Raw genomic sequence first — 12,402 nt, 5'->3', positions numbered from 1 at the left:
CGTGTCCACTCCCGTCACCGGATCGTCCCGCGTCAAGCGGGGACTCGCCGAGATGCTCAAGGGCGGCGTCATCATGGACGTCGTCACCCCCGATCAGGCGAAGATCGCCGAGGACGCCGGGGCCGTCGCGGTCATGGCACTCGAGCGCGTGCCCGCCGACATCCGCGCCCAGGGCGGCGTGTCGCGGATGAGCGACCCCGACATGATCGACGGCATCATCGAGGCGGTCTCGATCCCCGTCATGGCGAAGGCGCGCATCGGCCACTTCGTCGAGGCGCAGGTGCTCCAGGAGCTCGGCGTCGACTACATCGACGAGTCCGAGGTGCTCTCTCCCGCCGACTACGTCAACCACATCGACAAGTGGAACTTCACCGTCCCCTTCGTCTGCGGCGCCACCAATCTCGGCGAGGCCCTCCGGCGCATCACCGAGGGTGCAGCGATGATCCGCTCCAAGGGCGAGGCCGGCACCGGCGACGTCTCCGAGGCGATGAAGCACATCCGCAAGATCCGCGGCGAGATCGCTGCGCTCGCGGCACTGTCGCGCGACGAGCTCTACGTCGCCGCCAAGGAGCTGCAGGCCCCCTACGAGCTGGTCGCCGAGATCGCGGAGACCGGGACGCTCCCGGTGGTGCTGTTCGTCGCCGGCGGCGTCGCCACACCCGCGGATGCCGCGATGATGATGCAGCTGGGCGCCGACGGCGTGTTCGTCGGCTCGGGCATCTTCAAGAGCGGCAACCCGGCCGCCCGGGCCGCCGCGATCGTGAAGGCGACCACCTTCTTCGACGACGCGGCCGTCATCGCCGACGTGTCCCGAGGACTGGGCGAGGCGATGGTCGGCATCAACGTCTCCGACCTCCCGGCGCCGCACCGCCTCGCCGAGCGCGGATGGTGACGACGGGGATGCCGCGGGTCGGCGTCCTCGCCCTCCAGGGAGACGTCCGCGAGCACGTCCGGAGCCTCGAGACGCTGGGAGCGGAGGTGGTCGCGGTGCGCCGACCCGCCGAGCTGGCCGCCGTCTCCGGTCTGGTCATCCCGGGCGGCGAGTCCAGCGTGATCGACAAGCTGGCGCGCACCTTCGGCCTGCAGCAGCCGATCCGCGCCGCGATCGCGGAGGGGATGCCGGTGTACGGCACGTGCGCAGGGCTCATCCTGCTGGCGGATCGCATCACCGACGGCATCCATGGACAGGAGACCTTCGGCGGACTCGACGTCACCGTGCAGCGCAACGCGTTCGGGTCGCAGGTCGACTCCTTCGAGACGGAGCTCGCGGTCGCGGGATTCGATGAGCCGGTCTCGGCCACCTTCATCCGCGCACCGCGGGTGGTGGAAACCGGACCGGACGTCGAGGTGCTGGCCTCCCTGCCGGACGGGGCGGTCGTCGCCGTGCGCCAGGGGGCGCTGCTCGGCACCGCCTTCCACCCCGAGATGTCGGGGGAGACGCGCTTCCACGCGCTGTTGCTCGACCTCGTCGCCGCCCGCGCGCGCTGAGCGGATGCTGCGACCCGCAGAGGCGGCTGCGTAGGATCGCACCATGGCACGACGCGCATCGCGGATGATCGGAAGCGCGGTGGCGGGTGCGGCCTCGGTCGTCCTCCTCGCGGGATGCGCGGCCCCCGAGAACCCGGCGGACGCGGCCGCGCGCGACGCGGTCGCGTGGCTCGTCGGGGAGATCTCGCCCCGGCAGGCCTCCGACATCGACGGATGGGCGCGGCTCGCCACGGAGGCCACCGGCGACCGGAGCACGATCACCCTCATCGGCATCACGCCGCAGACCGCGCAGGAGCCGATCGACCCGCTCGGCACGCTGTCCTTCCGCGTCGAGATGACCGCACGCAGCACCGATATGTGGTCCGCCGACACCGTGTCGAGCACGTCGTGCTACGCCGTCGACTTCACGAGGTACGGAGCCGTCGCTCACGAGCGGCCGTGGGGCGCTCCCAGCCCGGTCCGCACGATCGACTGCCCCGACGGAGCGACGGCCGTGACGGCACCGCCCGACACCTCCCCGGTGTTCGTGGTGCCCGAGGAGGCGGCCGACGCGATCCTCGCGGTGGTCGGCGACGCTTCTGCGACGGCCTCGACGAGCGAGCTGGAGAGCGCGATCCTGGCCCGACTCACCCCGCCCACCGGCCCCTACGAGCACCTCGCCCCACTCGAGGTCGTGCGGACCGCCGACGGCGCGCTCGGAGCCTCGATGGGCACCGAGAGCAGATGCGTGCTCGTGCGCCGCGTGGATGGCGTGACCGAGCGGGTGTACGCGCCGCGCGTGTACCTGCAGCCGGGCGAGCTCGGCTGCCGCGGAACGACCGCGCTCAGCGACCTGCGCCCGCCCCACTGACCGTCCTCGAGCGTGTGGTGTCTGTGCGGCGGGCTAACGTGGCGGCATGACGACCTGGGTGGCGCTGCTTCGCGGCGTGAACGTCAACGGCATCACGATCCGCAGCGCGGACCTGGCCGCGCTGCTGCGCCGGCTCGGATTCGACGACGTGAAGACGGTGCTCGCCAGCGGCAACGCCCGCTTCTCGACCGACGTGGACGTCACGGGACGGGCCGACCTCAAGGCGCGGATCGAGGCGGCTCTGCGGGAGCATTTCGACTACGACGCGTGGATCGTGCTCATCACGCTCGACGAGCTGGAAGCCGCGACCACCACGTACCCGTTCGACGCCGACGACGAAACACGACAGCCCTACGTCGTCTTCTGCAGCGAACTGGCGGTGCGCGACGCGCTGGTGGATGCCGCGGCATCCCTCGACCCTGCAGAAGACCCCACACAGCCCGGATTCGGCGTCGTCTACTGGAGCCCCGAGAAGGGACGCACGCTGGACACGCCGTTCGGCAGGCTGCTCGGCCGGTCCGAGTACAAGCCCACGACCACGACGCGCAACCTGCGCACACTCGTCAAGATCCTGCGCTGAGAGCAGCGGTGTCGCCTGAGTAAACTGGAGATCATGTCCGGACACTCCAAATGGGCCACGACCAAGCACAAGAAGGCGGTCATCGACTCCCGCCGCGCCAAGTCGTGGGCGAAGCTCATCAAGAACATCGAAGTCGCCGCCAAGCTCGGCGGCCCGGACCTCCAGGGCAACCCGACCCTCTTCGATGCGGTCCTGAAAGCCAAGAAGACGTCCGTTCCGAAGGACAACATCGACCGCGCGATCAAGCGCGGCGCCGGCATCGGCGGCGAGTCGGTCGAGTACTCCTCGATCATGTACGAGGGCTACGGCCCGAACGGCGTCGCGCTGATGATCGAGTGTCTGACCGACAACAAGAACCGCGCCGCCGCGGAGGTGCGCACCGCGCTCAGCCGCAACGGCGGCACGCTTGCCGATCCCGGCTCGGTCGCCTACAACTTCACCCGCAAGGGCGTCATCGTGGTCTCCGAGGAGGGCACGAGCGAGGACGACGTGATGCTCGCGGCCCTCGAGGCCGGCGCCGAGGAGATCGAGCCGCACGCTCAGGGCTTCGAGGTCATCACCGAGGCCTCCGACCTCGTGGCGGTGCGCTCCGCGCTGACGGATGCCGGCATCGAGTACGAGTCGGCCGACGTGGAGTTCGTGCCGAACCTCAAGGTCGAGATCGACGCGGAGACCGCGCGCAAGATCTTCCGCCTGATCGACGCCCTCGAGGACAGCGACGACGTGCAGAACGTCTTCAGCAACTTCGACCTCAGCGCCGAGGTGCAGGCCGAGCTCGAGAACGACGAGTAGACCGCGTTTCGACTCGCTCCGCTCGCTCAACGACCGGGGGCGATTTGCTCCGCTCGCTCGACGACCGCGTTTCGACTCGCTGCGCTCGCTCAACGACCGGGGGGGCGGCTCGCTCCGCTCGCTCGACGACCGGGGGGGCTATTGGCTCCGCTCGCTCGACGACCGGGGGGAGCGGGCGAACCGGTCGTTGAGCGAGCGGCGCAGCCGCGAGTCGAAACGCCGTCCGCAGCCATCGGCGCTTAGCGTGGGGGAGTGGCATCCGCGCTCCGCATCCTCGGCATCGACCCCGGCCTGACCCGCTGCGGCGTCGGCGTGGTCGACGTGCGGGCGGACCGCTCCGCGACCCTCGTCCACGTCGGGGTGGTGCGCTCGGGCGCGGATCTTCCGGTGTCGGAGCGGCTCGCGCTCATCGCGGCGGGGCTGCGCGAGGTGCTCGCGGCGCACCGACCCGACGTCGTCGCCGTCGAGCGCGTGTTCGCGCAGCAGAACCGCAGCACGGTGATGGGCACGGCGCAGGCCAGCGGCATCGCGCTGCTGCTCGCGGCCGAGCACGGACTTCCCGCCGCGACGCACACGCCCTCGGAGGTGAAGGCGGCCATCACCGGCTACGGCTCGGCCGACAAGCTCCAGGTGCAGACCATGGTGGCCCGCGTGCTGCGCCTCGACGCACTGCCCCAGCCCGCCGATGCCGCCGATGCGCTCGCGATCGCCCTCTGCCACGGATGGCGGCGGGGGACGCCGGTCGCGGGCGGCACGGGCGAAACCCTCACGCCCGCCCAGCGCGCATGGGCGGAGGCCGAACGCGCGAGCCGACGCTGAGGCGGCCGGGGCGCGTGTCGATCGAACAAATCTGCGAACGGGTGTCTAGGGTGGTGGCATGATCTCCTCGCTGCGCGGCCGCGTGCTGCACCTCGACTCCGAGTCGGCGATCCTCGAGGTCGGCGGCGTCGGCTTCAGCGTCGCTGTGCCCGCCCAGGTCGCCCGTGCCCTCCACATCGGCGACGACGCGATGCTGCACACCGCGCTCATCGTCCGCGAGGATGCGCTCTCCCTCTTCGGCTTCGCCGAGCGGCAGGAGCTGACGGTGTTCCAGCATCTGCTCAGCGTGTCCGGCGTGGGTCCGAAGTCGGCTCTGGGCGTGCTGTCGTCCCTGAGCGTGGCGCAGATCGCCGACGCCGTGGCCGCCGAGGACGACGCTCCCTTCCGCCGCGTGTCGGGCATCGGTCCCAAGACCGCGAAGCTCATCGTGGTGCAACTCGCCGGCAAGCTGCCGGCGGGGGTCGGCGCGACGGCGACGCCCGCGGCATCCGCGGGCAACGACATCGCCGGCCAGGTGGTCGCCGCCCTCACCGCACTGGGCTGGAACGAGCGCACCAGCGTCGAGGCCGTCGCGATCGTGGTGGATGCCGCGGGCGACGCCGATCGTCGATCCGTGCCCTCGCTGCTCAAGCTCGCGCTGGCGCAGCTGGGGCCGGCCCGTCCGGAGCGTGCCGGTGTCTGACCCGCGCGATCCGAGCCTCGCCGAGGACGAGACCGAGCTCGCGGTCGAGGGGGCGCTGCGACCGGGGTCGCTCGCCGAGTTCGTCGGCCAGCAGAAGGTGCGCGGACAGCTCCAGCTGCTGCTCGATGCCGCGCGCATCCAGCAGCGTCCTCCGGATCACATCCTCCTGTCCGGCCCGCCCGGGCTCGGCAAGACGACCCTCGCGATGATCGTCGCCCACGAGAGCAGCCGACCGCTGCGCCTGTCGAGTGGACCGGCGATCCAGCACGCCGGCGACCTGGCCGCGCTGCTGTCGAGTCTGGTGCCGGGGGAGGTGCTCTTCATCGACGAGATCCACCGCATGGCGCGCTCCGCGGAAGAGATGCTGTACCTGGCGATGGAGGACTTCCGCATCGACATCATGGTCGGCAAGGGCGCCGGCGCCACCAGCATCCCGCTGGACCTCGCGCCGTTCACGCTCGTGGGCGCGACGACGCGATCGGGCCTTCTGCCCAACCCGCTGCGCGACCGGTTCGGTTTCACGGCGCACCTGGAGTACTACGAGCCGGACGAGCTCGAGCAGGTCGTCTCGCGATCGGCCGCCGTCCTCGGCGTCGATCTGCCACGGTCGGCACGTGCGGAGATCGCCCGCCGCTCCCGAGGCACACCCCGCATCGCGAACCGACTGCTGCGCCGCGTGCGCGACTACGTGATCGTGCACGGCACGCCGGACCGGACCGCATCCGACGCGCACGTGGCCGCGGCCCTGGAGCTGTACGACGTCGACGCGATCGGCCTCGACCGGCTCGATCGCGCGGTGCTGGATGCCGTGGTCCGCCGTTTCCGCGGGGGTCCGGTCGGCCTGAGCACCCTCGCGGTCACGGTGGGAGAGGAGGCGGAGACGATCGAGTCGGTCGTCGAGCCCTACCTCGTGCGCATCGGCTTCCTGGGGCGCACACCGCGTGGGCGCATCGCGACGCCCGAGGCCTACGCGCATCTACGCGTCGCACAGCCCGGCGAGGCGCTGAGATTCGATGACCTATAATCACTGAAGGCTTTCTGCCGCCTTCTTCGCGTCGATCGGCGCGCTCCCGAAAGGTGTGTCCGCATGGATTGGATTCTGCTCGTCGCGATGGCGGCGCTGCTCGGCTTCATGTTCTGGAGCTCGCGGCGTCGTGCCACCCGCATGAAGGCGGAGCAGGAGGCCAAGGCCCGCGCGATGGTCCCCGGCGTCAAGGTGCTCCTCCAGGGTGGCCTCTACGGCACGCTCGTGGCGTACGACGGGGAAGACCTGTCCAAGCCCGCGTTCGTCGAGCTCGCCCCCGGCATGGAGGTCGAGGTCCACAGCCAGGCCATCCTGCGCGTCGCGGACGAAGAGGAGGGGACCGTCACCGAGGACGAGTTCATCGAGGCGGAGTCCGACCAGGCCGAGTACGCCGCGGATGTCGCCGACGGCGAGATCACCTCGGTGAGCGACGACCGCGCCGCGAGCAAGGTCGAGACCTCGACCGAGGCCTCCGACGCGGGCGACGCGAAGCCCCAGGCCTGATCCAGACGCGCATCGCTCCCGAAGAAAGCTGACCCTCCGTGGCCACACCCACCCCGGTGCGCCGTGCCTGGCGCGCACTGACCGGTCTCCTCGTCATCACAGCCCTGCTGTTCGGCGTGAACGCGCTCGGCGTCTACGTCTTCGGTAAGAGCTCCTGGACGCCCGAGCTCGCGCTCGACCTGCAGGGCGGCACGCAGATCATCCTCGAGGCGAAGACGCCCGACGGTGCGACGCCGTCGACCGACCAGATGAACCAGGCCGCCGCGATCATCCGTCAGCGCGTCGATGCGTCCGGCGTGGGTGAGGCGGACATCACGACCCAGGCCGGCAACCAGATCGTCGTGCAGATCCCCGGCCAGGCCGATGAGGAGACGCGCAAGCGCATCGAGTCCTCGGCGCAGATGCAGCTGCGCGCGGTGCTGGCCACGACCGCCGCGAGCACGTCCTACGTCGGAGAGGACGGCAACTCCACGCCGTATCCCACGCCCGACCCGGGCCTGGCCTCGACGCCGACGGTGTCGCCCACCGACGGGAGCGATCTGAACTGGATCACCCCCGCGCTGCAGGCGAAGTTCCTGGCGTACGACTGCGCCGCCGCCGACAACGACCCCGCCAACAGCCCCGCCGGTGAGCCGCTGATCGCCTGTGACCCCACCGGCACCGCGAAGTACCTCCTCGGTCCCGTCGAGCTCGACGGATCGGCGATCACCGACGCGACCAGCGGCATGAACACGCAGAACGGCCAGTGGGTCGTCAACATCGTGTTCGACGAGCAGGGCACCAAGACCTTCGGCGAGGTGAGCCAGCGCCTCTACGCGTTCACGCAGGCCGGCAAGAGCCCGCAGAACCAGTTCGCCTTCGTGCTCGACGGCGCGGTCATCTCCGCTCCGTCGATGAACGGCGTCATCCTCGACGGCAAGCCGCAGATCAGCGGCTCGTTCAACCAGGAGAGCGCCAAGACGCTCGCGGATCAGCTCAAGTACGGCGCCCTGCCGCTCAGCTTCGGCATCGTCAGCGACAACGCGATCTCCGCGACGCTCGGCTCGCAGCAGCTGCAGATCGGCCTCATCGCGGGTCTGATCGGACTCGCTCTCGTCGCCCTGTACTCGCTGATCGTCTACCGCGCCCTCGGCTTCGTGATCATCGCGTCGCTCGGCGTGATGGGCGTGCTGACCTATATCACCCTGTGCATCCTCGCGTGGCGGATGGGCTTCCGCCTGTCGCTCGCCGGCGTCGCGGGCCTGATCGTCACGATCGGGTTCACGGCGGACTCCTTCATCGTGTACTTCGAGCGCATCCGCGACGAGCTGCGCGACGGCAAGTCGATCACGGGCGCCGTCGAGGACGGGTGGGGTCGCGCCAAGCGCACGATCTACATCTCGAAGTCGATCAACATCCTCGCCGCCGTCGTGCTCTACATCCTCGCCGATGCGACGGTGAAGGGCTTCGCCTTCACCCTCGGGCTCACGACGCTGATCGACATCCTGATCTTCATCCTCTTCACGCATCCCGTGCTCCAGCTGCTGGCCCGCACGCGCTTCTTCGGCGGGGGTCACCCCCTGTCGGGCCTGGACCCCGAAGCACTCGGCGCCGTCTACCGGGGCCGCGCGCAGTTCCGTGCGCCGGTGTCGGAGGGCGCGAAGGGTGCCGCAGCCCGGCGCGCCGCACGCTCGCGCGGAGAGGCGGAGCGCCGACAGACGATCGCCGAACGCAAGCAGGCGGAACTGGCGGGCAAGAACGGAACCAGACCGAGCTCGACGACGGAGGGAGACGACTGATGCGCTCCATGAACGAGTTCGGAAACGACCTCTACACCGGAAAGACCTCCTTCCCCTTCGTGGGACGCCGTCGCCTGTGGTTCATCATCGCCGCGGTGCTGGTCATCGGAGCGGCCCTCGTCCCGCTGTTCCGCCCCATCCAGTTCTCGATCGAGTTCACCGGCGGATCGCAGTTCACCGTCAACCAGGTCGCGAGCCCCGACCAGACCGCCGCGACCGCCGCCGTGCAGTCCGTCGTCCCCGGGGCGACCACCAAGGTCACGACGATCGGCTCGGACGCGCTCCGCATCCAGACCGACCAGATGACCAACACCCAGACACAGGCCGTCACGACCGCGCTCGCGCAGGAGTTCGGCGTGCAGGAGTCGGACGTCAGCTCGTCGTTCATCGGACCCAGCTGGGGTCAGGACGTCACGCGCCAGTCGCTGTGGGGTCTCGCGATCTTCCTCGCGCTGACCTTCGTCATCCTCGCGATCTACTTCCGGACGTGGAAGATGTCCGTCGCGGCCATCATCGGCCTCGTCGACGTCCTCGTGATCACGGTCGGCGTCTACGCGCTGTTCGGGTTCGAGATCTCGCCGGCCGCCGTCATCGGCTTCCTGACGATCCTGTCCTACTCGCTGTACGACACCACCGTCGTCTTCGACAAGGTGCGGGAGAACACGCGCGAGGACGGCGAGAAGTCGGGGCGGACGTTCGGCGAGTCGGTCAACCTGGCCGTCAACCAGACGCTGATCCGCTCGATCAACACGACCGTCGTCGCGGCCCTGCCCACCGGCGCGATCCTGTTCATCGGTGCGCTCTGGCTGGGTGCGCAGACGCTGACCGACATCTCGCTGTCGATCTTCGTCGGAACGATCGTCGCGGCCTACTCGACGCTCTTCGTCGCCGCCCCCCTGTACTCGCTGCTGCGCGAGAACGAGACGGAGCTGAAGGCGCGCGACACCCGGGTGCTCGCGGCACGCGAACGCGCGCGCGTCGAGGCGTGAACGCGGCGCCGTGGGCCCGGGCGTAGGATTGACGGATCATTCAAGGCGGAGGTGAGCGGATGGCCGAGACGGTTCCCACGTCCAACAGTGCCGGAAACGTCGCGCCACCGCCCAGCTCCTCCCTGCGCCGCCTCGTGCCGCGCATCTTCTCCCGCGCGCCGTCGCGCAACGGCCTCGAGCAGCTGATCCGCACGGTGCGCACGCACCACCCCAAGGGCGATGTCGCCATCATCGAGCGCGCCTACGAGGTGGCCGCTCGGGCGCATGCGGCGCAGAAGCGTCAGAGCGGCGAGCCCTACATCACGCATCCGCTCGCGGTCGCGCAGATCCTCGCCGACCTGGGCCTCGGTCCCCGCGCGATCGCCGCGGCCCTCCTGCACGACACCGTCGAAGACACCGACTACCGCCTCGACGAGCTGGCCGCGGAGTTCGGCGACGAGGTCGCGATGCTCGTCGACGGCGTCACCAAGCTCGACAAGGTCAAGTACGGGGATGCCGCGCAGGCCGAGACCGTCCGCAAGATGATCGTCGCGATGTCGAAGGACATCCGGGTGCTGATCATCAAGCTCGCCGACCGCCTGCACAACGCACGGACCTGGGGCTTCGTCCCGCCGGAGAAGGCGGCGAAGAAGGCGACCGAGACGCTCGAGATCTACGCCCCGCTGGCGCATCGCCTCGGCATCCAGGCCGTCAAGAGCGAGCTCGAAGACCTCTCCTTCGCCGTCCTGCACCCGAAGCTCTACGCCGAGATCGACAGCCTCGTGAAGCAGCGCACGCCGCAGCGCGAGGAGTACATGCACAAGGTGATCGAGGCGGTCGAGGCGGACCTCCGCGATCTGCGCATCCGCGGTCGCGTGATGGGGCGCCCCAAGCAGCTGTACTCCGTCTACCAGAAGATGGTGGTGCGCGGCCGCGAGTTCGACGACATCTACGACCTCATCGGCATCCGCGTGCTCGTGAACACCGTGCGCGACTGCTACGCGGTGCTGGGCTCGATCCACGCGCGGTGGACACCGATCCCCGGCCGGTTCAAGGACTACATCGCGACCCCGAAGTTCAACCTCTACCAGTCGCTGCACACGACGGTGATCGGTCCCGGCGGACGCACCGTCGAGATCCAGATCCGCACCAACGAGATGCACCAGCAGGCCGAGTACGGCGTGGCGGCGCATTGGAAGTACAAGGAGCGGATGGCCGGCGGCAAGTCCGAGGCCAAGTCGGTCGACACCGACATGGCGTGGATCGCCCACATCTCCGACTGGCAGGCCGAGACGGCCGATCCGGGCGAGTTCCTCGACTCGCTGCGCTTCGAGATCGGGGCGAAAGAGGTCTACGTCTTCACGCCCAAGGGACGCGTGATCGGTCTTCCCGCCGGTGGCACGCCGGTGGACTTCGCGTATGCCGTGCACACCGAGGTCGGCCATCGGACGATGGGCGCCAAGGTCAACGGGCGCCTCGTTCCCCTCGAGTCCGAGCTGCACTCGGGTGACGTCGTCGAGGTGTTCACCTCGAAGAACCCGGATGCCGGCCCGAGCCAGGACTGGCTGGGGTTCGTCAAGAGCACCCGTGCCCGCAACAAGATCCGCGGGTGGTTCACGAAGGAACGCCGAGAGGAAGCCGTCGAGCAGGGCAAGGACGCCATCGCCCGCGCGATGCGACGGCAGAACCTGCCGCTGCAGCGGCTGATGAACCAGGACTCGTTCACCGAGGTCGCCCATCAGCTCCGCTACGAGGACGTCACCGCGCTCTACGCCGCCGTCGGCGAAGGACACGTGTCCACCCAGTCGGTGCTCGAGAAGGTCACGGCGCTCGTCAGCTCGCAGGAGGACACCTCCACCGGGCCGATCGAGATCCCGCACATCGGGCGCTCGAAGGCTCCGCGCGGGGGAGACTCCGGCGTGCTGGTACGCGGGGCGCCCGACATCCTCGTCAAGCTCGCGAAATGCTGCACGCCCGTCCCCGGAGACCAGATCGTCGGGTTCGTCACGCGCGGCAGCGGCGTGTCGGTGCATCGCGCGGACTGCACGAACGTGCGCTCGCTCAAGGACGACCCCGACCGGATGATCGACGTCTCGTGGGCCCCGACGACCAAGAGCGTCTTCCTCGTGCACATCCAGGTCGAGGCCCTCGACCGCTCCGGGCTGCTCAGCGACATCACGCGCGTTCTCAGCGAGCACCACGTGAACATCCTGTCCGCCTCCGTGCAGACCACCAACGATCGCCTGGCGCTGAGCCGGTACGTCTTCGAGATGGGCGACATCGTGCACCTGGATCGCGTGCTGAACGCGGTGCGCCGCATCGACGCCGTCTACGACGTCTACCGCGTCACCTCCTCCTGAGCCCGGACCTCCTGCGCCCGCGCGCGGAGGTAGACGATCGCCGCGCGCTTGTGATGCAGTGGCGGCCCCTCTGCCACCGCATCCGCCGTCGACCGGGCGAGGCCGGGGCGCCACGCCAGGAGGGCGTCGACGGCGCCCTGCGTGTCGATGCCGCCGCAGAGATCGCGGACCAGATCGCCGAGGGTCTTCTCCGGTGTGGTCACCGCGACGCCCGAGATGACCTCGACGTCCTCCGGCCGGAGCGCGACATCCCGGTACACGAGCCGCACGTCGAGCACCGACGGGATGCGGCGCGCCGTCACGCGCTGCACCCGCTGGCGCACCGGGGGCTCGGCGAGGGCGCCGTGCACCCAGGCCGCCGACTCGTGCGTCAACGCCAGCGCGGCCGACAACCACGACCGCGCCGATCCGGCGCGAAGTTCCCGGGTCTCGACGGCGTCGGCGGGCATGTACGCCTCGCCGACCTCGACGACATGACCGTCGAGACGCGCGGCCGACAGCTCGGTTCGTGACAGACGGTCGCCGGGGAAGTAGAGGAACGGCCAGGGCATGACGGC

Annotated in this window: 13 protein-coding genes; 12 read left to right on the top strand and 1 reads right to left on the bottom strand. The window is 69.8% G+C overall.

Annotated features, from left to right (window positions below; all coding sequences use genetic code 11):
• Positions 1 to 52 precede the first annotated feature (52 nt).
• From pdxS to AC6CQV_RS05880, 12 genes are all read left to right on the top strand, one after another.
• Complete coding sequence (gene pdxS / locus AC6CQV_RS05935) at positions 53 to 892, top strand: pyridoxal 5'-phosphate synthase lyase subunit PdxS (RefSeq protein WP_498260687.1); 840 nt, start codon at positions 53 to 55, stop codon at positions 890 to 892.
• Positions 886 to 1,488: a pyridoxal 5'-phosphate synthase glutaminase subunit PdxT gene (gene pdxT, locus AC6CQV_RS05930; protein ID WP_498260509.1), complete on the top strand. Its 603-nt coding sequence runs from the start codon at positions 886 to 888 to the stop codon at positions 1,486 to 1,488. The genes pdxS and pdxT overlap by 7 nt, the downstream gene beginning before the upstream one ends.
• A gap of 43 nt (positions 1,489 to 1,531) precedes the next feature.
• Positions 1,532 to 2,338 carry a hypothetical protein gene (locus AC6CQV_RS05925; RefSeq protein WP_498260508.1) on the top strand — a complete coding sequence of 269 codons (807 nt, stop codon included), beginning with the start codon at positions 1,532 to 1,534 and terminating at the stop codon, positions 2,336 to 2,338.
• A 46-nt stretch (positions 2,339 to 2,384) separates the two neighbouring features.
• Positions 2,385 to 2,918 (top strand): DUF1697 domain-containing protein, encoded by a 534-nt coding sequence (locus AC6CQV_RS05920; RefSeq protein WP_498260507.1) that lies wholly within the window; start codon positions 2,385 to 2,387, stop codon positions 2,916 to 2,918.
• Between the two features lie 33 nt (positions 2,919 to 2,951).
• Positions 2,952 to 3,710, top strand: a complete 759-nt coding sequence (locus AC6CQV_RS05915; protein WP_060959584.1) for a YebC/PmpR family DNA-binding transcriptional regulator — start codon at positions 2,952 to 2,954, stop codon at positions 3,708 to 3,710.
• Between the two features lie 252 nt (positions 3,711 to 3,962).
• Positions 3,963 to 4,529: a crossover junction endodeoxyribonuclease RuvC gene (gene ruvC / locus AC6CQV_RS05910; RefSeq protein WP_060959585.1), complete on the top strand. Its 567-nt coding sequence runs from the start codon at positions 3,963 to 3,965 to the stop codon at positions 4,527 to 4,529.
• A 58-nt stretch (positions 4,530 to 4,587) separates the two neighbouring features.
• Positions 4,588 to 5,211 (top strand): Holliday junction branch migration protein RuvA, encoded by a 624-nt coding sequence (gene ruvA / locus AC6CQV_RS05905; protein ID WP_061781754.1) that lies wholly within the window; start codon positions 4,588 to 4,590, stop codon positions 5,209 to 5,211.
• On the top strand, positions 5,204 to 6,235 hold the full coding sequence (ruvB, locus tag AC6CQV_RS05900) for a Holliday junction branch migration DNA helicase RuvB (RefSeq protein ID WP_205282990.1): 1,032 nt from the start codon (positions 5,204 to 5,206) through the stop codon (positions 6,233 to 6,235). Before ruvA ends, ruvB begins: the two co-directional genes overlap by 8 nt.
• 63 nt (positions 6,236 to 6,298) lie before the next feature.
• Positions 6,299 to 6,739, top strand: a complete 441-nt coding sequence (locus AC6CQV_RS05895; RefSeq protein WP_498260506.1) for a preprotein translocase subunit YajC — start codon at positions 6,299 to 6,301, stop codon at positions 6,737 to 6,739.
• Between the two features lie 38 nt (positions 6,740 to 6,777).
• A complete protein-coding gene (secD, locus tag AC6CQV_RS05890; RefSeq protein ID WP_498260505.1) occupies positions 6,778 to 8,517 on the top strand; it encodes a protein translocase subunit SecD in 1,740 nt (579 codons plus the stop codon).
• Complete coding sequence (secF, locus tag AC6CQV_RS05885) at positions 8,517 to 9,506, top strand: protein translocase subunit SecF (protein ID WP_060959589.1); 990 nt, start codon at positions 8,517 to 8,519, stop codon at positions 9,504 to 9,506. The genes secD and secF overlap by 1 nt, the downstream gene beginning before the upstream one ends.
• A gap of 59 nt (positions 9,507 to 9,565) precedes the next feature.
• Complete coding sequence (locus AC6CQV_RS05880; RefSeq protein WP_060959590.1) at positions 9,566 to 11,845, top strand: RelA/SpoT family protein; 2,280 nt, start codon at positions 9,566 to 9,568, stop codon at positions 11,843 to 11,845.
• On the opposite strand, the gene AC6CQV_RS05875 is transcribed toward AC6CQV_RS05880, so the two are convergent.
• Positions 11,824 to 12,396, bottom strand: a complete 573-nt coding sequence (locus AC6CQV_RS05875) for a type IV toxin-antitoxin system AbiEi family antitoxin (RefSeq protein ID WP_498260504.1) — start codon at positions 12,394 to 12,396, stop codon at positions 11,824 to 11,826. The genes AC6CQV_RS05880 and AC6CQV_RS05875 overlap by 22 nt on opposite strands.
• Positions 12,397 to 12,402 lie beyond the last annotated feature (6 nt).

The organism is Microbacterium sp. EG9 (genome assembly GCF_059759475.1).
The sequence above is the reverse complement of the archived record's forward strand: the minus strand, read 5'-3'. Positions and strand labels throughout refer to the sequence as shown.